Genomic DNA, 23,711 nt, shown 5'->3' with positions numbered 1-23,711 from the left:
TTATGCGAGGCCAACTTCAACTAACATTCGTTCTGATATACGCTCTAACGGTAAATCTTCAGACGAGATCCCCGCTTTTGCGACAGCTTGCGGCATGCCATACACCACGCAACTTTCTTCATCCTGAGCCCAAATGGTTGCCCCTGCGGCTTGTAACATTCGAGCCCCTTCACGACCATCGGCTCCCATACCAGTCAATATCATTGACAGCACTTTATCTGCATAGATCTTCGCCGCAGAACCGAATGTTATATCAACACACGGCTTATAGTTCATACGTTCGCCACCATCGATAATGCGCAATTTAGCACTACCCGGACGGCCCTCAATCATCATTTGTTTACCACCCGGAGCCAAATAGGCAACGCCTGGGCGCAATGCATCACCATCTTCTGCTTCTTTCACTTCAATTTTACACAGTGAGTTGAGCCGGTTTGCAAATGCAGCAGTGAAAGTGGCTGGCATGTGTTGAATGAGTACGATCGGATGCGGATAATTCGCAGGTAACTTCGTCAATATTTTTTGTAACGCAACCGGGCCCCCTGTAGAGGTACCGATAGCGGTCAACTGATATTTTTTACCTGTAGCTTTAAAGCGAGCCAATGTGCTCATTGATTTCGGCGCAGGGGAACTCGCCGTTGTAGCTGCTGTTCTATTGGCAAACGGCGACGATGTGCTCGGCACTGGGCGTGAAACCAAAGGTCTTCTCAGCATCCCTTTTTTGGACGCGATTTGAATAACCCGTTGTTGTAATAAAGCGACTGCCTCATCACGGTTACGGGCAATATCTTCAAATTTTTTCGGTAAGAAATCTAACGCTCCAGCATCTAAAGCATCTAGCGTTGCTTTGGCACCATCATGAGTCAGCGATGAGAACATCAAGATTGGGATCGGGTTCGCAGCCATAATTTCACGGACAGCAGTAATGCCATCCATAACTGGCATCTCAATATCCATTGTGATGACATCAGGCTTTAAGATTCTCGCTTTTTCTACGGCTTCTTTACCGTTAGTTGCAACATCAATCACTTCTAGACGGGTGTCAGAGTTAATAATTTCACTCACACGCCGTCTAAAAAAGCTCGAATCATCAACGACTAATACTCTAATCGCCATGGGTGTCCTTATATTGTGTGCTCATTTAAATGCGGGAAGCAGCAGCATACTGCTTAAGCAAATCTGGCACATCTAGTATTAGTGCAATATGTCCATCGCTGGTAATCGTTGCCCCAGCCATACCCGGTGTTTTTTGAAGAAGCTTATCTAGTGGTTTGATTACCACTTCTTCTTGGCCAATTAAGGTATCAACCACAAAACCAACTCGCTGGCTACCAATCTGAACAATAACAACATGTCCATGACCTTTACGCAGTTCTATTTTACCTGCTTTAGGTGCTAGCCAATTCTGTAAGTAGAAGAGTGGTATCGATTTTTTACGTACTATGATGGTCAGTTGTCCATCAACGACGTTCGTCCGGCTAAGATCAAGGTGGAAGATTTCATTCACGCTCGCAAGTGGTAGAGCAAATGGATGCCCTGCGACCCCAACCATCAATGTCGGTAAGATAGCGAGTGTTAGCGGCACTTTGATCGTAATCTTAGTCCCTTTGCCCATCTCAGAATCGATGTCAATTGAACCATTGAGTGTATTGATGGCTGTTTTTACAACATCCATCCCAACACCACGACCAGAAATGTCTGAAATTTGCTCTTTACTGGAGAATCCCGCCATAAAGATTAAGTTAAAACACTCTTTATTGGAGAGACGCGACGCCGCATCTTCATCCATCATGCCTCGTTTAACCGCAATACTACGCAGCTTATCTGGGTCCATACCGCCGCCATCATCGACGATAGCTAGCTCAATATGATCACCTTCTTGCGAAGCTGAGAGTATGATTTTACCCGTGCTTGGCTTTCCAGATTTGCTACGCACATCAGGCATTTCAATGCCGTGGTCAACTGAGTTACGCACTAAGTGGATCAATGGGTCTGCAAGCGCTTCGACCAAGTTTTTATCAAGGTCTGTTTCTTCACCGCGCATTTCAAGCACGATGTCTTTTTTCAGAGTACGTGCAAGGTCTCGAACCACGCGAGGGAAACGACCGAACACTTTCTTAATCGGTTGCATGCGCGTTTTCATGACAGCGCCTTGCAAATCCGCAGTAACTACATCAAGGTTAGCCACCGCTTTTGCCATCTCTTCGTCGTTGCTATTAAGCCCTAAACTCAGCAAGCGGTTACGCACTAGCACCAATTCGCCAATCATGTTCATAATGATATCGAGCGTTGATGTATCAACACGGACTGTTGTTTCCGGCTGAGTTTGCGCTTTTTTAGCCACAGCAGGTGCTGATACTTCTTTTTTCTCAGCCACTGCAACCGGAGCTTTCGCCGGGGAAGAGGCGGCTGGAGCCGTTACTTTAGGCTGAGGAGCAGGTGTAGGTTTCGCCGCTTCAGCTTTCGGTTTTGCGGTCTCTGTTGGTTTTACAGGCTCTGCTGGCTTCACATTTTCAGAAGCAGGTCTGGTTGCCATTTCCAACTCTTCTGGCAATGGCCCTTTTCCTGAGCCATGCAGCTCGTCAAGAAGCTTTTCAAACTCCTCGTCCGTCATCAAATCATCGCCACCACCAGCAGAAGCTTTAGGTGCCGCTGTTGATTTAGGCGGAGTAGTTGGTTTCGCTGTAACCTCAGGAGCGGGTTCAACGGTTGGAGCTTTGCCTACGCCGTGCAGTTCATCAAGCAGCTTTTCAAATTCGTCATCCGTAATGTCACCACTAGCAGCCACTGATGCACTTGGGGCTTTAGGCGCTGGGGCCGCCGGTGCGGCATTTTCAGAATGAGCATTAGGCGCGGTGCCCTTACCATGTAATTCGTCTAACAGTTTTTCAAATTCATCTTGCGTGATTTCATCGATAGAATTTGACGCGACAGCCTTTGAGACCACTGGTTGAATGACTTCCGGTTCAGGCGCTTCGATAGCGGCCTCTTCCTCGACTTCAACTTCAGCAATAACAGGCTCCACTTCGTCAATTTCATCTTCAGAAGCAGGACGACACAATTTATGAAGTTCATCGAGTAGAGCGGGATCTGCAGGCTCTAAGGGTTCTTGATCTTGAACAGCGCGAAACTGTGCGTTAACGGTGTCTAAAGCTCGTAACATCGTATCCATCAAGCTCGATGTTACACTTCTTTGGCCATTGCGTAAGATATCAAATACGTTCTCGGCACCGTGGCACGTCTCAACCAGCTCGGTGAGGGCAAGAAACCCGGCCCCACCTTTAACGGTATGGAAACCGCGGAAAATCGCATTTAATAACTCCCTGTCTTCGGGGTTGTTCTCAAGTTCAACCAATTGCTCTGAGAGCAATTCGAGAATTTCACCTGCTTCAACCAAAAAGTCCTGAAGAATGTCGTCGTCTAATTCGTAGCTCATACGTTACCCCTAAAAACCAAGACTCGATAACAAATCATCGACTTCGTCTTGAGATGAAACCGCATCGGCTCTTTCATGAGGGTTCAAAATAGGACCTTCAGGTTCGATAGATGGGTTCTTCTTGTCTGTTTTTTGTTCTATTTGGTTAGCCCCAAAGGCAGTGAGAATCTCAACTAGGCGTTTCTCAACTTCATTAACCAGCGTAATAACACGCCGAATTATTTGGCCAGTGAGATCTTGAAAGTCTTGAGCCATCAATATCTCAGTTAGCTGACCTCGCAATTCGCTGCTGTTGCCTTCAACTTGTGATAGTAGATCATCAATACGGTGACAAAGTGCTTTAAACTCAATGAGATCAATACGTCCATGCATCAACTCATTCCATTGTGGACGCACTTTTAACAGACCTTCGTGAAGGCTGTCAGCGATCGGCATACATCGATCCACTGCATCCATTGTTTTATTCGCAGCCACTTCCGTTTTATCAATTACGTATTGAAGACGATCCCTTGCATCTGGAATTTCGTCATTTGCAATCTCAGCCATCCGTTCATCAAGGTTGAACTGTTTGAGCGATTCATGCAGTTCCCTTGTCAAAGTGCCTATTTCTTGCAGCATTGGATTGCTTGCTTTGTCGTAGGTCTCTTTAAAGAGTTGATTCGCCTGATCTTGCTGTCCATTTTCCAGTAGCTGAACGAGTTCTTTTGCTTGTTCTAATGAAATCATCGATTAGCCTTTTCGCGCATAAATGAATAGAGCACCTTTTGTCTGTGACCACACGCTTTATAAACGCTCGAAAATTTTATCCAGTTTTTCTTTAAGCGTAGCAGCAGTAAAAGGTTTTACGATATAACCATTCACACCTGCTTGAGCAGCCTCGATGATTTGTTCGCGTTTTGCTTCTGCGGTGATCATCAGAACAGGCAGATGCTTAAGTTCTGCATCTGCTCGGATATTTTTCAACAAATCGATGCCTTGCATGCCCGGCATATTCCAGTCTGTAACCACAAACTCAAAATCACCTTTCTTTAGCATAGGCAACGCTGTCAGGCCATCATCTGCTTCTTGGGTATTATTGAAGCCCAAATCACGAAGTAGATTCTTAACAATACGGCGCATTGTTGAAAAGTCGTCAACAATAAGGATCTTCATGTTTTTATTCAAAATTGCCTCCACTGAGCTCGAAATCAGTGATATTAGTCATTTTGCGTCCAAGAACTTAACTTCGTTCTTAGTCGCTGCATAGATTGGCTTAGTATCTGGCTAACGCGGGATTCGCTAACACCTAGAACTTCACCAATTTCTTTTAAGTTTAGCTCTTCATCATAATAGAGCGAAAGTACCAAAGCTTCACGTTCTGGAAGTGATTTTATTGATTCAACCAATGCTTTACGAAACGATTCATCGGCGACTCCCTTAAATGGCGAGTTGTCTTCATCGTCATCCAGAGGAGAAATTGCATCATCAGAAATACCTAAATCTTCGATTCCGACAATCCGTGAGCAATTAATGTCAGTTAATACAGTATGGTACTGATCCAGCGACATGCCTAAATACTTCGCAACTTCTGTATCAGTTGGGTTTCGGTTTAGCTCACCTTCTAGAACTGAAATTGCATGGGTTATCTCTCGGTTGTGTTTATGAACCGAGCGTGGAACCCAATCACCACGCCGAATATCGTCGAGCATAGCTCCACGAATTCGAATTCCTGCGTAGGTTTCAAAGCTTGCACCTTTACTCCCATCATAATTTTTTTGTGCTTCAAGTAGGCCTATCATACCGGCTTGTATTAGATCTTCGACTAATACGTTTGGTGGCAGGCGACCTGCTAAATGGTGTGCAATACGCTTAACCAATACAGAGTATTTTTCTAAAAATGCTTGTTGGCTCTTTAGGTTTCCGTGTTGGTCATAAGTAAGCGCTTTATTCACCGAATGGTTCCCCTACACTTTCTGCTCTATTTAGCAAACGCTCGACAAAAAATTCCAGATGGCCTGTCGGCGTTCTTGGAATTGGCCACGTTAACGCTTTACTTGCCAACGAGCTGATTGCCAGTGCCGCAGGTGACCGTGGAAACGCATCGACCACTATTTTTTGTTTTTTTACTGCTTGGCGCACTTTATCATCCAAAGGTATGCAAGCAACAAGTTCAAGGCTCACATTTAGGAATCTTTCTGTCACTAAAGTTAATTTAGCAAATAATTCCCGTCCTTCACGATAACTTCTCACCATATTGGCCACAATTTTAAAACGTTGCACTTGGTGTTCACGACTTAAGAGCTTGATCAGCGCGTAGGCGTCGGTGATGGATGTCGGTTCGTCACATACCACGATCACTACATCTTGTGCGGCGCGACAGAAGCTCACGACCATATCAGAAATACCTGCGGCTGTATCGATGAGCAGAATATCCATCTCATCTTCTAAACTGCCAAAGGCGCGTATTAAACCAACATGTTGGGCGTGTGACAACTCTGTCATCGACTGTGTGCCCGAGGTTGCTGGAATTATTCGTATCCCAAAAGGCCCCTCGACGATGGCATCTTTGAGTTCACACTCGCCAGCCAGTACATGCCCTAAGTTTCGCTTCGGGCGTATGCCAAGCATAACATCCACGTTAGCTAAACCTAAGTCTGCATCCAACACCATGACTTTTTTGCCTTGACGAGCCATGCAGATCGCCATGCCGAGTGTCACGTGAGATTTACCCACACCACCTTTACCACCAGTCACAGATATGACTTTGGTCAGTGACGGTTGAGTTAAGCGGCGTAAACCGCTCGCTTGGTCATATATCATATTATTCGCCATATTTGTCCGCCGCCTAGAATCTCTCGGAGTCGCTGCTCCAATAGTGAGGTTCATTCTCTGTCGACTTCTCTAGCAATTCGTTTGCCTTTGCAACCATGTACTTCGGCTGGGCAATCACAATATCTTCTGGTACACGCTGGCCATTCGCAATGTAAGCAACGGGTAGTGCGTTTTGAACCACGACACTCACAAATTCCCCTAAGCTCAGTGACTCATCAAGCTTAGTCATAATGCACCCTGAAAGAGGGATCCTTCTAAAGTGCTCGATTGTTTCTTGTAATACTTTTCTTTGTGCCGTTGCAGGCAGAACAAGGTAACTGTGGATGATTTCGCCACTCTCTTGCATCAGGGTATCGAGCTGCTCTGATAACCGAACATCACGCTGCCCCATCCCCGCGGTATCAACTAAAATTAAACGCCGATTTCTTAGCTGATATATTACATCGGCTAACTCACTGGAATCTTTAGCAACTCTTACTGGACAACCCATGATTCGGCCATAAATAGAGAGCTGTTCATGAGCACCGATACGGTAGGTATCTGTGGTGACTAGAGCGACGTTATCAGCGCCATACTCCATAGCGGCGCGAGCGGCTAGTTTAGCGATGGTGGTGGTTTTACCAACCCCTGTTGGGCCTAATAGCGCAACCACACCACCACGTTTCAGAATATCTTGTTTGGAAACAGGGACTTGATCAGCCACTAAGCCAAGCAGTGCCTTCCAAGCTTTAGTTGGAGCAGTATCTTCTGGGATATAGCACGCGAGCTGGTCAGCCAGTTCTTGTGAAACCCCCATGCGCTCAAGTCTTTTAATGAGCATGGCACGCAAAGGCTCTCGACGCTCAACTTCTTGCCACATTAATCCTGAAACTTGATGTTCTAACAGGCGGCGTATTGAGGTCATCTCTTCACGCATGTTTTCCAGCTCTGGGTTCGAAACACTCGCCTCTTGCGTTGGGTAACGATCATAACGCGATGGATCTAACTTCGGCGTTTGACGGGTGGACGCTCTTCTATCCTCTGCAATTAACTTCGCTAATGGCGAATCGGCTCGTAACTCTGCATTACCGTGTACTGAGTTGGTGTTAGATGAACCTGATTGACGTTGCAATAATGCAGAGAGCGAATCTTCATTTTCGGCGTGATAGTCCGAATCTGAGCCACTTGGTGCGCTGTACTGCTTTAACATATTTGCAAAACGTTTGGTCATTGAACGCCCAGTGTCTGCGCTGTTTTGCAGGCTGACTCGATCATCATCCAACTCACGAGAGGATTTGTTCAAAGACGGGGGGACTTGGGTGTAACCTTGTTGTCTAGGCTGCGAATTATAGCGCTTGGCACTGTTTTGCTGGGTGGGCTGTTCACCATCCACAGCGGCAACGATTTCCACACCACCCGCGACTTTTTTATTCGACATGATCACCGCTTCCGCACCAAGCTCTTCTTTCACTTGCAGCAGCGCTGTTCGCATATCTTTGGCAAAAAATCGTTTTATTTTCAAAGCAGATATCCGTGTTAAATGGCTAAAGCCCGATTAGGTAACAGCAGTTTCGTTAGTTACCAACGGCTTGAACAATCCGAATTTGTTTCTCGTCAGGTATTTCTTGATAAGAGAGCACACGCAAATTAGGTATCGTGTTTTTCACAAACTTCGCCAAAGTTGAACGAAGCACACCAGACGTGAGTAACACGGCGGGCTCACCTTTCAATTCTTGTTCTTGCGTTGCATGGCTCAGTGCAGCTTGTAGACGCTCTGCTAAGCCTGGCTCAATACCTGCCGATTCTCCTCCTGACGCCTGCATGGTTTGATGCAATATTTGTTCCAGCTCAGGAATTAGTGTTATCACTGGTAGTTCAGGTTCTATACCATTGATTTCTTGGACGATTAAACGCTTCAATGAGATTCGAACGGCCGCCGTTAGGATGTCAGGTTCTTGACTCCGCCCAGAATACTCCGCCAAGGTTTGTATTATGGTTCGAATATCTCGGATTGGAATCGCTTCATTGAGTAGGTTTTGCAGTACCTTAACGACTGTACCCAACGGCAGTTGATCTGGAACGAAATTTTCAACTAGCCTTGGCGCTGAGCGACCCAGCATTTCAATTAAGTTTTGAACCTCTTCATGACCAATCAGTTGCGAGGCGTTATTAGTGAGAAGCTGACTCAAATGAGTGGCGAGTACGGTCGATGAGTCCACAACTGTGTAACCGAGAGCTTGTGCGTGTTCACGTTGTTCTTCACGGATCCAAACCGCTTCAAGGCCGAATGCAGGGTCGAGTGTGCGTTCACCGTCAATAACACCATAGACTTGACCAGGGTTAATCGCCAGTTCTTGATCTGGGCGGATCTCCGCTTCACCAACAGCAACCCCCATTAAGGTAATGCGATAACTATTGGGTGTTAATTCTAAATTGTCACGAATATGCACTGCGGGGATGAGAAAGCCAAAGTCTTGCGACAGTTTTTTCCGAACACCTTTTACGCGTTCGAGCAGCTCTCCACCTTGATCTCGGTCCACCAGCGGTATCAATCGATAGCCCACTTCTAAGCCAATCACATCAACGGGTTGAACATCATCCCAAGAGAGCTCTTTTTGAGTGGCTGCTTCGTTGTCCACTTTTGCAGGCAGTTTCTTTTCGTCGGCGGTTTTTTTCTGTTTGCGTATCATCCAATACGCGCAACCACCCGCTAACGCGGCTAGCAGTAAAAAAGCAAAGTGAGGCATACCCGGTACAATGCCCATGATGCCGAGAATACAAGCGGTAATCATCAATGCTTTAGGGTTGTCAAACAGTTGGAAGACGACTTGCTCTCCCATATCTTCATCGGTATTTTGACGGGTAACCATCATGGCAGCGCCAATCGAAAGCAGCAATGAGGGGATCTGAGCCACTAAGCCGTCACCAATGGTCAGCAGTGTGTAGATTTGGATCGCTTCTTTAAAACCCAACCCATATTGCGCCATACCAATCGATAAGCCGCCAATAATGTTGATGAACAAAATTAAGATCCCAGCAATCGCATCCCCTTTAACAAATTTTGACGCACCGTCCATTGAACCGTAGAAATCCGCTTCTTTGGTTACTTCGAAACGTCGTAGCCGCGCTTGGTCTTGATCGATTAAACCCGCATTTAAGTCCGCATCTATGGCCATTTGCTTACCCGGCAAGGCATCTAGGGTAAAGCGAGCACTCACCTCAGAAATACGTCCCGCACCTTTGGTTACTACCATGAAGTTGATGATCATCAAGATCAAAAACACCACTAAACCGACGGCGTAGTTACCACCGATCACCACACTACCAAACGCTTCAATGACGTTACCAGCCGCCCCGGGGCCTTCATGACCATACAATAAAACCACACGGGTTGAAGCGACGTTCAAGGCTAGTCGAAGTAAGGTTGCAATAAGCAAAACCGTAGGAAAAGCAGCAAAATCAAGCGGTCTACGGGTATAGACAGTGACGAGTAACACAACCATCGATAAGGCAATGTTAAAAGTGAAAAACAGATCCAATAGGAAGGCCGGGATCGGTAAAACGACCATAGCCAACGTGGCCAATACCATAACCGGCGCACCGATTGCTGGCATACTTCGCTGCGGTATTGATGGCAATTTATCTGCAAATGGGAGAGTAAATTTCATAGGTTAGCAAGCAATCTGTTGATAAATATCTATAAATGCGACAATGCGTTAACTCGGCGATGCAATTTTTAGTCCAGTAAAACAGTCAAAATAATGGCTACATTAGTAAAGGCAATAACCCTTCACTTAACGTAGCCTAGTTATTCAAATTACGTGAACTTCTTTTACTTTGAATCGTGGTTTAAGGATTAATACTCCAGATCTGCTGTCCTTTACGCAACTCTCTATCATATTCGATACCAATCAGACCGGATGTGGGGAACATTGGAGGGACTAAATCGGTAACAAATTCAGCCGCGAGATAGCCAACTAACGGTAAATGAGACACCAGCAGCACTGATTCGATTTGTTCTACATCGGCCAAGGCAGAGACATACTCAAATACCACTTCCGCTTTCCCATAAGGTGTGATGTCATCACAGGTCACAACCTCATCGGCATTAAAATAAGAGGCTATCGCAGCCCAAGTTTGCTGCGCCCGTAAGTAAGGGCTTACCAATACTTTATCTACATGGCGAAGATCTTGCTTTTCACAAGCACGAGCCACAGCAACAGACTCACGAAGACCTCTTTCGGTTAAGGCCCTTTGTGCATCACTCGCTGCATAATGTTCAGCTTCTCCGTGACGCATAATAAAAATCTTCATTACTCATTCCTAGTGGTTATTATCTATGCCGTCTAGGCGGCTTTATTCTCGATTATATCAGGCAACCAAGCAAAGACTTCGACACTGTTAACAGTCTATTAAAAAGTCTCCTGAAGGACTAAAATGGCACTTCGCTCATAAAATCATTGCTTGAAATTTGCACCTAACCGTTTCAACGCCATAATTAAAAAAGCCTTTTCTGTGGAGAGTCACTGTGCATTTAAGCCCTAACGACACCAACCAATACCGCTACATTACGTTAACTAATGGTCTGAGAACATTACTTATTCAAGCGGATGATGCACAAAAGTCAGCCGCTGCTTTAGCGATTAATGTGGGGCATTTTGATGACCCTGAAGACAGAGAAGGTCTTGCCCACTATCTGGAACACATGCTGTTTTTAGGCACAGAAAAGTACCCGAAAATTGGTGAGTTTCAAAGTTTTATTAATCAACATGGTGGCAGCAATAACGCATGGACTGGTACAGAGCACACCTGTTTTTTCTTTGATGTAAGCCCAAATCATTTTGAAAAAGCCTTGGACCGATTCAGCCAATTCTTTTGTGCCCCCTTGTTTAATGAAGAAGCCCTGGATAAAGAACGCCAAGCGGTGGATTCTGAATTTAAACTCAAACAGAATGATGATTCGAGAAGGCTCTATCAGGTTCAAAAAGAAACCATTAATCCGCAACACCCGTTTGCTAAATTTTCAGTGGGTAATTTAGAAACGCTGTGTGATAGAAATGGTGTCTCTATCCGTGAAGAAATTGTCCGTTTTCACCATGAAAATTACTCGGCTGATTTGATGACGCTCTCGCTAGCGGGCCCACAGACACTTGATGAGTTAGAGCAGTGGGCAAGAGATGAATTTTCCTCCATCCCAAATAAACAGCTCGGCCCGAAAAAAATAGAGGTGCCTTTTGTTTTAGACGCGCACCGAGGCGTCTTGATTCAAATCGAGCCACGAAAAGAGATCCGCAAACTGATTTTAAGCTTCCCAGCCCCAAGCGCGGATGACTTTTATCATATCAAACCTCTCTCTTATTTCGCCCATCTCATCGGTTACGAAGGTGAAGGCAGTTTAATGCTGGCATTAAAAGAGAAAGGTTGGATCACGTCCTTATCGGCTGGAGGCGGCGCGAGTGGCAGCAATTATCGTGAGTTTTCGATAAGTTTTAGCCTGACACATGAAGGCGTAAAACAGGTCGATAACATCATCCAGTCACTCTTTACTCAGATTAAATTAATCGCAGAGCAGGGGCTGAACGAATGGCGTTACCTTGAGAAAAGAGCGGTGCTTGAATCGGCTTTTCGCTTTCAAGAAACGACAAGGCCATTAGACATGGTCAGCCATTTAGTGGTTAATATGCAGCACTATCAGCCGCAAGACACTATCTATGGCGATTATATGATGGCGGGCTACAACGAATCGCTACTTAAGCAAGCTCTTCATTATTTGACTCCTGAAAACCTACGCGCCACGTTAATTGCTAAAGATGGGTATTACGATAAGAAAGCGAAATGGTATTTTACACCCTATTCAATTACTCCATTATCGGCGTCACAACTTGCAACATTCGCAACCCCTTGCGACATTGAAACAAACTTACCGCCACTCAATCCTTTTATCTGTTACGACTTAGACCCAAAACCGTTAGAGCCTTCAACGCCTTTACACCCGGAAATCATTGAAGAGTTACCAGGCTTTCGTTTATGGCATCTACAAGACCATGAATTTAGAGTGCCTAAAGGGGTAATTTACATCGCGATTGATAGCCCCATCTCGGTAGCCACTGCTCGAAATATTGTTAAAACCCGTCTCTGTGTGGAAATGTTTTTAGACTCGCTGGCCACGGAAACTTACCAAGCAGAAATTGCTGGGATGAGTTACAACATGTACGCTCATCAAGGCGGCGTCACCCTGATGCTTTCTGGTTTTAGCGAAAAACAACCACAGTTAATGAAGATGATTCTCGCACGCTTTGCTAAACGTGATTTTAGCCTAAAACGCTTTAACACCATCAAGCAACAACTGCTTCGTAACTGGCAAAATACCACTAAAGATCGTCCAATTTCGCAGCTTTTCAATGCAATGACGGGTATTTTACAACCCAACAACCCTCCTTATGAAACGCTACTTGGTGCCTTAAAACAGATAGAAGTCGATGAACTCAGTGATTTCGTTGAACAAATATTAGCGCAACTTCATGTTGAGATGTTTGTCTATGGCGACTGGTTAAGAAGTGATGCACAAGCGATGGCAGATACGCTTAAAAATGCATTACGAGTCAAAGATCAACAGTACGAGGAATCATTAAGACCACTCGTCATGCTCGGAGAGAGTGGGACTTTTCAAAAAGAGGTTCACTGCGATCAAGAAGATTCTGCTGTGGTGGTCTATTATCAGTGTAATGATGCCGCACCGCGCAGCATCGCCTTATATTCATTAGCTAATCACTTGATGTCCGCTACATTTTTTCATGAAATTCGCACTAAGCAGCAACTTGGTTATATGGTCGGAACGGGCAACATGCCATTAAACCGTCACCCAGGCATCGTACTCTATGTCCAGTCACCGAATGCTGCCCCTTATGAGCTGATTAGCGCTGTAGATGAATTTTTAAATGCTTTTTACATGGTGTTGCTGGAGCTCAACGAATACCAGTGGCACAGCAGTAAGCGCGGTTTATGGAATCAAATTTCAACGCCCGACCCCACCCTTCGCAGCCGTGCGCAAAGACTTTGGGTTGCTATCGGCAATAAAGATGCCGGCTTTGATCAAAGAGAGCAGGTTTTGAGTGAACTGAAATCACTCAGTCGCAGTGATATGATTCGCTTTGTGGTCAATGAGCTAAAACCAAGGACCGCCAATCGACTGATCATGCACAGCCAAGGAAACGCACATCAAACGGTTCAGAAACTCAGTTTAGGGCAAGAAATTGGCTCAATTGAAGCGTTCCAGCTTCGGCCTAAAAGCTATAACTTAGGATAACCGTACTTCATCACCATCAGAGCAATTTATCTTTGCTCTGATTTTACGATCTCTTTTAAAGAGTGGGGATGCAGTTTAATGCACACGCCTTGCCACTTAAATGCAACCGTCGGGTTATGTAATCGCTCCCCTTCCCCTTTTGGACTGGACAATTTAACTTGAACACCTTGAATGTCTAATGTTGTCCAGCATTCTTTTAATCGTGGGTAAATCGACAGTATATCCTGCAAATAGGCTTGCGCGGTTTGTGCCTCAGATGGCACCACAAATTCCACATGCTCCCAGCTCTGCTCTGGGTAAATTTTCCCCTCGGCAGGGTAAGGCAATTCCAAACATTCTATTGACCAACCATTAGCCGATAGTGGCACCGCAAATTCAATCACAATGATAGGACGGCCATTTATCTGAGCACTCGATATTTCTCGCCCTTCCTCCAGCCATGCCGCATGTGCTAATGACGCTAATTTACGATCATTAATGCGCAGTGCAATGTGGTCAGCTTGATTTGTGGATAAATCAATATGCAAAATTTTGGTTAATTCTTGAATTTTATGCATAAATTTATCTAAATTCTGCTTAAGCTGTTCAGGATGAAGCGCTGCATTCTTTAATGGTTCAAGCATTTAAATAGTCCAAAATGATGATTATCGTCTAATAGTACCAACAACTCTTCGAAAAGTAGAAAATTTCCTAATTTAGTCCCTATAAGCGCCTCAATAAAATTGGTATTATGTGCGCCAAATGATGAACAAAATTAAGATATGTATTGGCACTAAATGGTGAATAAAATGCATACCTTTGCAATTCCAAGAATTAAAGGAAACGCGTGTGAATATCCAAGCACTGATTAATGACAAAGTATCTCAGGCTCTTGAAGCCGCAGGCGCACCAGCTGGCAGTCCTGCTGCTGTTCGCCAATCGGCCAAAGCGCAATTTGGTGACTATCAAGCCAATGGCATTATGGGCGTAGCTAAGCAACTGAGTACCAACCCGCGAGAATTTGCTCAAAAAGTATTGGATGTTCTGGACCTCGATGGCATTGCGAGCAAAACGGAAATTGCAGGCCCAGGTTTTATCAACATTTTCCTCAGTGAAGCGTTTCTTGCTAAACAAGCGGATATCGCCCTAGCAGATGAGCACCTAGGTGTAACCAAAGAAGCGCAGAAGACGATCGTCGCAGACTACTCAGCGCCTAACGTTGCCAAAGAGATGCATGTAGGCCACTTACGCTCAACCATCATTGGTGACGCCGTTGTACGTACCTTGGAATTTTTAGGCCATAAAGTGATCCGCGCCAACCACATCGGTGACTGGGGCACGCAATTTGGTATGTTGATAGCCAACCTTGAACGTGTGCAACAAGAATCTGGTAACGAAGTTTCAATGGAACTTTCCGATCTTGAAGCTTTCTATCGTGAGTCAAAAAAACTCTACGACGAAGATGAAGTGTTTGCCGCTAAAGCACGAAATTATGTGGTCAAACTACAAAGCGGTGACGAATTCTGCGCTCAAATGTGGAAAAAATTGGTGGACATCACCATGATCCAAAACCAGCGTAACTATGATCGTTTGAATGTTTCGTTGACGCGCGATGATGTGATGGGCGAAAGCATGTACAACGACATGTTGCCCGGCATCGTAGCCGATTTAAAAGAAAAAGGTTTGGCGCAAGAAGATGATGGCGCACAAGTCGTTTTTCTTGAAGAATACAAAAATAAAGATGGCGAGCCGATGGGCGTTATCATCCAAAAACGTGATGGCGGCTTCTTATACACCACAACCGATATCGCGTGTGCAAAATACCGTTATGAAACCTTGGGTGCGGACCGTGTGCTGTACTTTATCGACTCGCGTCAACATCAACACCTAATGCAAGCATGGACGATTGTCCGCAAAGCGGGCTATGTACCTGACGAAGTGACTCTTGAACACCACGCCTTTGGTATGATGCTAGGCAAAGATGGCCGCCCGTTCAAAACTCGTGCTGGCGGTACTGTTCGTCTGGCCGATCTTCTCGATGAAGCGCAAGAGCGTGCCGCTAAATTAATTGAATCCAAAAACCCTGATTTAGACGCCGCAGAAAAAGCGAACATTGCCAATACTGTCGCGATGGCCGCAGTGAAATATGCTGATCTTTCTAAGCACCGTACTACCGATTACGTGTTTGACTGGGACAACATGTTGGCATTTGAAGGTAACACTGCACCTTACATGCAGTATGCCTACACACGTGTCGCGTCAATTTTTGCTAAAGCAGGCGTATCGATGGATAACCTGACGGGTGAAATTAAAGTCACACAAGAGAAAGAAAAAGCTTTGATTGCGAAACTTCTGCAGTTTGAAGAAGCGGTACAAGCTGTTGCCCGCGAAGGCCAACCTCACATTATGTGTAGCTACCTATTTGAATTAGCTGGCCAATTCTCTAGCTTCTATGAAGCATGCCCAATCTTAGTCGCTGAAGATGAAAGTGTGAAACAAAGCCGCCTAAAACTGGCTGCGTTGACAGCAAAAACCATCAAGCAAGGTCTGTCGCTACTCGGTATTGATACATTAGAACGTATGTAACGACAGCTATGAGTGAATGAAAGGGTTGACCATGGTCAGCCTTTTCTTTTATCGGTGATAACATCCGTGCAAGTGAGATTGACATGAATTTTGAACTCCACCCGCAACTGGCCAAAGACACTTCCGTCATTGGTGAATTTCCTCTTTGCTTAGCCTTACTCCATAAAGATAATGCCGTACCTTGGATTATTCTGGTGCCTAAACGTGCCAATTTGAAAGAGCTGCATCATCTACCAATGCAGGAACAGCAACAATTTTTATGCGAATCTCAAGCCGTTAGCCAAGCTCTTGAAGCCACGTTTTGTCCAGATAAACTCAATTTAGGTGCGCTGGGTAACATGGTTCCTCAGCTCCATATTCACCATGTTGCTCGATTTAAAAATGACATAGCATGGCCTGGGCCTATCTGGGGCAATACTCAAGGGATAGTGAGAGCCGAACAAGAACAGCAAGCGATCTTAACCAGAATCCAAAATGTTCTATCACTGAGTTCTATTTTTAGAAAAGGATAAACGTCGTCTCTCACACCATATATTAGGTAAAAGATAGATTGGGTAAAAGTTTGAAAGCCGCTGACATCAGCGGCTTTCGTTTATCAGACAGAATGCCTAGCATCAATTATGACTAAAGTACGACAGTCAAAGACAGCCCGTTATTTCGGTTAAGCCCATAACGCACTCTTGTTACGCGGTGAGCCTTGTTGGTATCGATAGTGCGCGACAACACACCTTTTCGTATCCACACGGCTAACATAGCGTCAACGCCATCCTCACTGAGCGAAAACTTTTTCGCAATCGCCGAGCGGCTAACGATCCCATTCTCTTCAATGTAGCGCTTTAACTCATTTAATATCATGCCACTTGTACCTCAAGCACCGTTTTCTGCTGGAGTCCTTTTCGCTTAAGCATTTTAAAGGTCAACAAACTCGCCATAACAATGGCAATAATCCACGTTAAACTTTCAACTGGGGTTTCAGTGATCCTTGTCGCTTGGTAATAAAGCGCAGCGCCACCATACGCAAGCCCCATCGTCCATACTGCGATAAAACGAGCGTAATTCGCACCAAACTCACGAACATAAGCCCCCATGGCTGCAACACAAGGCGTGTAAAGCAAAATGAAGATAAGGTAGGCAAATGCGGCATGACCAGTGACAAAGTGCTGTTTCAAATTACCAAAGATTGAGGCATCTACGGCTTGCTCTTCAGCCACTGCGCTACTGTCTGTCAAGTCTCCGACTTCGATACCGAGCGGATCAGAGAAGCTTAATCCCGTTAGGTTTTCTGGAATAGACATAACCGCTTCTTGTAGGCTCGCCATTAGGTCATATTCACTTTCATCACCTTCAGCAGAGGTATATAAATTGTTTAATGTTCCGACTACCGCTTCTTTTGCAAAAATACCCGTGATGATACCCACTGTCGCTGGCCAGTTATCTTGATTGATACCAATAGGAGCAAATACCGGCGTAACCACTTGAGCCACTTTTGATAACACGGAGTTGTCACTATCTTCATTACCAAAGCTGCCATCAGTACCAACTGAATTGAGGAAGCTTAAGATCATAACAACGATGACAATCGTTTTCCCTGCACCGAGAACAAAACGTTTTAATTTCTGCCATGTTTTGATCATGACGTTTTGTACCGTTGGGATCTCGTAATCTGGCATCTCCATGACTAGGCTGTCGCTTGAACCCGGATAGAGCGTATGCTTCAAAACCAAACCAGTGAACACTGCGGCTAAAATGCCCAACAAATAAAGAGCAAAAACTACATTTTGACCGCTTTCAGGGAAAAACGCCGCAGCAAATAGCGCATACACGGGCAAACGTGCACCACATGACATAAAGGGTGCCATCGATGCCGCTAATTTACGTTCACGTTCTTGATCTAGAGTTCGGGTCGCCATAATCGCGGGAACGTTACAACCAAATCCTAAAACAAGCGGAACAAACGCTTTACCCGGTAGGCCTATCTTCTGCATCACTTTATCTAAAACAAAAGCCGCGCGAGACATATAGCCAGAACTTTCGAGTACAGCTAAAAATAAGTACAAACAAGCGATAACTGGGATAAATGTGGCGACGGTTTGAATACCTCCGCCAAGGCCATCTGCTAATAATGTCACTAGCCAAATAGGCAAATGATCATCCAGTAAGTAGTGCCCGCCATCAACCAATAACGCCCCGACGCCAATGTCGAAGAAATCAATGAAAGCGCTCCCAATATTGATCGAGAACATAAACATTAAGTACATAACCACAAAGAAAAACGGTACACCCACCCATTTATTTAAAATCAGCTTATCTGCTTTTTGTGTAAAACTGTGGCTTAGTTTCCCTTCGGTTTTGCGGATCTGCTGGCACTGTTCATGCAAAAATGTGTATTTGGTATCAGCGACATGCAGATCAATATCCAAACCACTTTGCAATTGCTCTTTCTGGATAAGCTCACGCTGCACTTCTGGTAATCCATTAATCACCAAAAGATCATTTTCTAAAGCACGAATAGCCAATGCGCGAGGTGCCACTTGCTTATGTTGAAAAATAGTGGCTAATTTTCCGATCGATTGTTCAAATGCACTACCGTAATCCAATAGCAGTTCTTTAAGAGCTACGCCTTGCAGCAGTACTTTATGCAGCTTTTCTTTGAATCGACTCACCTGCTCTTTACTGGTAGCCGAAAGCATAAAAACGGGGCAACCTAGAACTTTCTCAAGTTGTTGAATGTCTAGGCTTTGACGCTCTCTTTTTAAAGCGTCCATTTTATTCAAAACCACAATCATTGGACGCCCGAGCTCTCTCAATTGAAGCGTCATATAGAGACTGCGCTCCAAACACGTCACGTCCACAACGTTAATGATTAAATCAGCAGGATGTGTAAGAACCGCTCTAGAGGCAATGGATTCGTCAATGCTGTTACTGTCATTCCCGCTGTCAAGTGCGTAGATGCCCGGCAAATCCGTTAGTATGAATTCATCTCCAGAATGAGTGTAGCGACCCGTTTTTTTCTCAACTGTAACACCAGCCCAGTTACCGACTTGTTGCTTAGAACCAGTCAGCCCATTAAATAACGTTGTTTTGCCACTATTAGGGTTACCAACGGTTAGAATTTGATATCGCACTACGCTCTCTCCACTTCAATACAAGCGGCTATATTTTCACGTACCGCTAAAGAGACGCCTCTCACTTCAAGTTGAAGTGGATCTCCCATAGGAGCTCTTCTGATTAACGTAACAGTAGTTAGAGGCAGCAAGCCCATCACCATCAATTTTTTACGAATGTCATTTGGAAGTTGATTGAACGCGACAATGCTCGCACTATCCCCTTCATTTAATTGAGATAATTTCATCTATCTTGCTCTCAATGGTAGTGGTAATGAGAAATATTTTTATTAACAGGCGAATGATACACGCGCTAACCCTCTATTTTATTGCGTGAAATCAAAGATTGCATAAATCCATCACGTTGTTTTCGGTAAATAAACTGACGTTAAAAACGTTAAAAAATTATCAGGCACAAATGAGCTCAACATAAAAAAATAAACAAAAACAGGAAAAGCCAAAATAAACCATTAAAATCAATCAGTTAATGTTAATTATGTATTTTGTCGTTTTTCTTATACTAGGTTGTCGTTAATTTTATAAATGAAATAAGTCCTTTGCCATATAGTAAATCCATCGAAAGGAATTACTCCTTAGATACAAATTCCAGAGGTGGTACGGGTGTTACTCGTATCACTCCGGCAGCAAGCGAAGGTGTCATTGACACCCGTGGTATAGTCCCCCCGGCTATACCACGATCTTTTTTTTCTACTCATCTCATCTTTACCGCAACACAATCACCGACCCAGCCTGTTTATTGAGTAACTGCTATTCCCAAAATAAATTGATATTACGACTTTGAGTATTAATGAGTGTATCTACGCAAGCATAGACAAATATGCGTAGCTAACACAGCAGCCAATCTAATCAAGAAGGGAGATACAGCTTGATTTCAGGTCGGCGGAAAGTGAGTTCATCTCCACACACCTGAATAAGCTTTGTGATTAGGGTGACTGAATGTCGCGAACATCGCTGCAACTTCAAGTCTTCAAGTAGGAAAGTTATCACTATTATCAGGGGCGGTATTACTCGTTATCATCAACAAATTGGGTTGGCGATAAACCGAAGTGATGTTTAAATCTTTGGCTGAAATAAGACGGATCATTAAACCCACAATCAAAAGCGACTTGGGCGACTTTTCCTCCTGCGAGCAAATATTGGCACGCTTTCTCTAAGCGGATCTCATTTAGATACTCTTTGAATGTTTTATTGGTGATCGCTTTAAAACGACGCTGCAAACTACGCTCCGATACGAAGAGTGATTTGGCCGCACTAGAGGTACTAAATTCAGGATCTGAATAGTGATTGTGTACCAATTTTTCGACTTTTTTAAGCCACTCTTTTTCCGTTACATCAATAAACTTGTCCTCTGAATGCTCCTCTACGACGATCATTTCAGGTGCATCACTCACAAGCTCAACTGATGGCCAAGAAAGCTCAACTAAATTTCGTTCTGGCGATGAAAAAATATGTATTTCCCCACCACTGCGCTGTACTAACAGTTGCATCTCCTCTAGTTCAAAACCAGAGATACGCTTATCACTATTGATGGATTGCACCTGATCGCCACAGTCAATCATCACAATAAACAGTCTTTTCTCCCTTTCATAACAATGAATTTGTAGCTCTTGATTTCTATAAAGACGTTTTACCGCATCAGACAGTAGCGTATTGAAAATGATGTCTAGGTTAAAATGGGCAGATTCAATATAAGCTTGTTTAAGCTCATTGTTCACCGCCAACGAAATATTCGCTTTCGCGAACTCTTCACGCCATCCGTCCACACAAGAGTTCAAGATTATCGATAGGTCGTAGAGCAACTGAGTCGCTGTTTTATCATTTCTTACGTTACGAAGTAACGCCAGTTCACGTTTTACTTTTAAAGCTAAAGACTCAAGTCGCGCGAGTTGATGGAGTTGGGAGCGATAAATCAGCTGATTTAATGTAGGAGTAATAGAATCTAACATCTGTTCAACAACGATATGGCGAATTTGTAATTGCTTGCGCAACTGCTGGTTATTAGTCAAAACAATTTTGCTTTGATGCCGTAGTTGATCCGTTTTCAAGGCCACCTGAGCTTTTAACTTTCGGTTTACTTTGGTAACCCAACGAGAACGCCACCATGAAGCAAAAGCAATAAGGCCTATAGAAAGGCAAAGGTAAAGAACAATAGCCCATGAAGACCAATACCACGGGTTATCCACAATAAATGATAGACTGTTTATCATACTGTTTTGCGGATTTGGACTGTAATTTCTCACTAGCAAACGATAGTGTCCAGGTAACAGGTGATCAAGTGTCAACTGAGCGCTTTCTAATCTCTGCCACTCCTTATCCCCTGCAATACGATACTCCAATGATAAGGCTATCGATTCTGGCAATGCACCAAACAAAAAGCTTATCGAACTTCCATATTCCAATTCTAGTGTCTGAAAACGACCACGACCGAACATGACAGGAATGTGATCGACATTCACTTGGCTAAAGATAATATTGGTATTAGGAGGGGTAGCAACCGTGAGTTCAGAGGACCATGCTGTCACTAAGCCAAAACGGGAACCTAGCAGCAACTGCTGTTGGTTATTGATAATACTTGATTCGCAAACTCCACTTTTAAATTCATTATTCATCAATCCGTGTGGATCACCAAAATGCTTTACCATCTCACCCATAGGATTGTAGAGCGAGATTCCTTGTGAGGAAGTCAGCCAAATACCGTTGCCCGTTTCAGTTAAACATTTGGGGCTAATATTCTCTTCAACCATATCAATAGATCGAATATCACTACGATCATGTGCCAAAACAAAGACGCCATAAGCACTAGCAAACCAAACATCACCCTTGCTACTCTCAAATATATCAATGCTTTGTCCATAATGACTAGTCGCTCGGAGAAAAACAATTTTGCCTTTGTCAAAAAGATAAACACCATGGTCAGTGCCGATAAATACCCCTCGCCGAGTTGACTTAAGTTTTATTATTTTTGCAGGCAAAAATGCATCAACAAACCATTCAGAACCGAAATCGGTTAGCGAGTTATCGGTCAACTGATATGACCACAAATGGTTACCTGTTGCTCCCCATAACAGTCCTTCATGATCAAATTCAAGGTGTTTAGTATCATTCGAACGCAGCTTCATAGGTAAAACGCTCGTTTCTATCATCTTTTTTGTCTGCAAGTGATAAATAACGATGCCTGTATGTGTAGCTATCCATAGAGAATGATCATCTATTTGAGCGACATCATGCACTTCTCCAGGGAAAATAAGTTTAGGCTCTTGCCAATCTTCAGCATCGACTTGGTACAACCCTTGTCGAGTTAAAAACAAATAGCCTTTATTATCTGACCTTGTCACAATTTTTGTTATGGGATTATTGTTGAGCTGTGCAATGGAATGGCGCTTAAATTTTTGTCCAAACAGAGAAAAGTAGCGAACACCTTTATCCGTTGCGATCCAAATCCCACCTTGTAAGTCATTGACCAATGAATAAATTTTATTGCCTGGTAACCCATTATTGTCTTGGTCATTACTTTCTAACTTGACGGTTTTACCTGTCAAAAACGAATGAACAAATAATCCATCTTCAGTACCAATCCAATACTCTTGATCTGTCTCAGCAACAGATAATACATGGGAATCTCCAACCAACTTTTGTTGGCGCTTTGGGTCCTCGACATCAATAATCAGCCCACCATTGAGCGTTCCAATCACAAGTTCTCTACGTTTCTCGGAAAAATAGAGTTTCTCAATGAAGTTTTTACCAGAGCTGAGCACGTGAGAAAAACTCTCTCCATCTGACAGATAGACTCCAGCATTAGTGGCTAATACCCATTTAGAAAGCACAAACTTCGCATCATTAACGATCAATCGACTAGCTTGATTTAATTGATACATTTCTTTAAAAGAATAAGTAACTAACTTGTGGGTTTGCGCATGGTATGTATAAAAGTGCGTCTCATCGGCTAACCAGATGAAATTACCTGACGAACCTATTTTTTTTATGATGATTCCAGGCGTTAAGCTAAATACTAATTCGCGATCTTGTGCGGGATAAGTTCGATAAAGTTCATTATCAATGAACGTCCAAAAAGCGTTATTAAGATAGGTAATATTTTCGCTCTCTTGTGAGAGCACTGAGCCACGCCGGGGAAGGATGTTTTGTCCATCAAAGAAAACCACTTTGCCATGCACATCGTGTATCCAAATTCCCCCTTCTTCACCTAAAAACAAATTTTGTGCGGCAAAAATTTTTCCTTGAGCCTGAGCTGGCAATGGATAGAAGATAGAAGGTGCTTTGTCTAGAGCTTGTGTCCCCTGCGCTAATAAAAGCGTCAGAAAACCCAAGATCCAGAGCAAAGGTTTAAAATAGTCGTTCTTTCCTTTCAACAGACAGAGCCTCAATCAATTGCACGCCAAATTGCAAACTGTTTTTTCGTGGCGATAATTATCAAAACATTCTAACCAAAGATAAGGCTTTTTGAAGCTAAGAAAGCGACAATTTGTGAATA

General features: G+C 44.0%; 17 protein-coding genes. 3 read left to right on the top strand and 14 right to left on the bottom strand.

The window, feature by feature from the left end; genetic code table 11:
* The 9 genes from AACV20_RS05010 to sixA all read right to left on the bottom strand — a co-directional run bounded on the left by AACV20_RS05010 (position 1) and on the right by sixA (position 10,540).
* A complete protein-coding gene (locus AACV20_RS05010) occupies positions 1 to 1,116 on the bottom strand; it encodes a protein-glutamate methylesterase/protein-glutamine glutaminase (protein WP_094125773.1) in 1,116 nt (371 codons plus the stop codon).
* Between the two features lie 25 nt (positions 1,117 to 1,141).
* Positions 1,142 to 3,436: a chemotaxis protein CheA gene (locus AACV20_RS05005; RefSeq protein ID WP_170906968.1), complete on the bottom strand. Its 2,295-nt coding sequence runs from the start codon at positions 3,434 to 3,436 to the stop codon at positions 1,142 to 1,144.
* A gap of 9 nt (positions 3,437 to 3,445) precedes the next feature.
* Positions 3,446 to 4,162 (bottom strand): protein phosphatase CheZ, encoded by a 717-nt coding sequence (locus AACV20_RS05000; protein WP_017045236.1) that lies wholly within the window; start codon positions 4,160 to 4,162, stop codon positions 3,446 to 3,448.
* Between the two features lie 57 nt (positions 4,163 to 4,219).
* Complete coding sequence (cheY, locus tag AACV20_RS04995) at positions 4,220 to 4,588, bottom strand: chemotaxis response regulator CheY (RefSeq protein ID WP_033197405.1); 369 nt, start codon at positions 4,586 to 4,588, stop codon at positions 4,220 to 4,222.
* A gap of 44 nt (positions 4,589 to 4,632) precedes the next feature.
* Positions 4,633 to 5,367 (bottom strand): RNA polymerase sigma factor FliA, encoded by a 735-nt coding sequence (locus AACV20_RS04990; RefSeq protein ID WP_010318887.1) that lies wholly within the window; start codon positions 5,365 to 5,367, stop codon positions 4,633 to 4,635.
* Positions 5,360 to 6,247: a MinD/ParA family protein gene (locus AACV20_RS04985; RefSeq protein ID WP_170906967.1), complete on the bottom strand. Its 888-nt coding sequence runs from the start codon at positions 6,245 to 6,247 to the stop codon at positions 5,360 to 5,362. Before AACV20_RS04985 ends, AACV20_RS04990 begins: the two co-directional genes overlap by 8 nt.
* Positions 6,248 to 6,260: 13 nt before the next feature.
* A complete protein-coding gene (flhF, locus tag AACV20_RS04980) occupies positions 6,261 to 7,748 on the bottom strand; it encodes a flagellar biosynthesis protein FlhF (RefSeq protein WP_170906966.1) in 1,488 nt (495 codons plus the stop codon).
* Between the two features lie 52 nt (positions 7,749 to 7,800).
* A complete protein-coding gene (gene flhA, locus AACV20_RS04975; protein ID WP_170906965.1) occupies positions 7,801 to 9,894 on the bottom strand; it encodes a flagellar biosynthesis protein FlhA in 2,094 nt (697 codons plus the stop codon).
* Between the two features lie 181 nt (positions 9,895 to 10,075).
* Positions 10,076 to 10,540 (bottom strand): phosphohistidine phosphatase SixA, encoded by a 465-nt coding sequence (sixA, locus tag AACV20_RS04970; RefSeq protein ID WP_017049124.1) that lies wholly within the window; start codon positions 10,538 to 10,540, stop codon positions 10,076 to 10,078.
* Positions 10,541 to 10,754: 214 nt separating this feature from the next.
* Between sixA and AACV20_RS04965 the strand changes: the two genes are divergently transcribed.
* Positions 10,755 to 13,532: an insulinase family protein gene (locus tag AACV20_RS04965; RefSeq protein ID WP_170906964.1), complete on the top strand. Its 2,778-nt coding sequence runs from the start codon at positions 10,755 to 10,757 to the stop codon at positions 13,530 to 13,532.
* Positions 13,533 to 13,558: 26 nt separating this feature from the next.
* Here the strand turns inward: AACV20_RS04965 and AACV20_RS04960 are convergent, their stop codons facing one another.
* On the bottom strand, positions 13,559 to 14,155 hold the full coding sequence (locus AACV20_RS04960) for a VOC family protein (protein ID WP_013856361.1): 597 nt from the start codon (positions 14,153 to 14,155) through the stop codon (positions 13,559 to 13,561).
* Positions 14,156 to 14,360: 205 nt separating this feature from the next.
* Between AACV20_RS04960 and argS the strand changes: the two genes are divergently transcribed.
* Positions 14,361 to 16,097, top strand: coding sequence for an arginine--tRNA ligase (argS, locus tag AACV20_RS04955; protein ID WP_170906963.1), 1,737 nt, complete (start codon positions 14,361 to 14,363; stop codon positions 16,095 to 16,097).
* A gap of 83 nt (positions 16,098 to 16,180) precedes the next feature.
* On the top strand, positions 16,181 to 16,609 hold the full coding sequence (locus AACV20_RS04950) for an HIT family protein (protein ID WP_013856359.1): 429 nt from the start codon (positions 16,181 to 16,183) through the stop codon (positions 16,607 to 16,609).
* A gap of 112 nt (positions 16,610 to 16,721) precedes the next feature.
* Here the strand turns inward: AACV20_RS04950 and AACV20_RS04945 are convergent, their stop codons facing one another.
* From AACV20_RS04945 to AACV20_RS04930, 4 genes are all read right to left on the bottom strand, one after another.
* Positions 16,722 to 16,952, bottom strand: coding sequence for a FeoC-like transcriptional regulator (locus AACV20_RS04945; protein WP_013856358.1), 231 nt, complete (start codon positions 16,950 to 16,952; stop codon positions 16,722 to 16,724).
* A complete protein-coding gene (feoB, locus tag AACV20_RS04940; protein WP_013856357.1) occupies positions 16,949 to 19,222 on the bottom strand; it encodes a Fe(2+) transporter permease subunit FeoB in 2,274 nt (757 codons plus the stop codon). Before feoB ends, AACV20_RS04945 begins: the two co-directional genes overlap by 4 nt.
* Positions 19,222 to 19,449 carry a FeoA family protein gene (locus tag AACV20_RS04935; protein WP_013856356.1) on the bottom strand — a complete coding sequence of 76 codons (228 nt, stop codon included), beginning with the start codon at positions 19,447 to 19,449 and terminating at the stop codon, positions 19,222 to 19,224. Before AACV20_RS04935 ends, feoB begins: the two co-directional genes overlap by 1 nt.
* Before the next feature lie 777 nt (positions 19,450 to 20,226).
* The gene (locus AACV20_RS04930; RefSeq protein WP_170906962.1) at positions 20,227 to 23,589 is read right to left on the bottom strand and encodes an AraC family transcriptional regulator; all 3,363 of its coding nucleotides are present in this window, start codon (positions 23,587 to 23,589) and stop codon (positions 20,227 to 20,229) included.
* Positions 23,590 to 23,711: the final 122 nt, after the last annotated feature.

Source organism: Vibrio sp. B4-6, assembly GCF_963888245.1.
Classification (GTDB): domain Bacteria; phylum Pseudomonadota; class Gammaproteobacteria; order Enterobacterales; family Vibrionaceae; genus Vibrio; species Vibrio anguillarum.
This window is presented reverse-complemented; position numbering and strand designations above follow the sequence as displayed.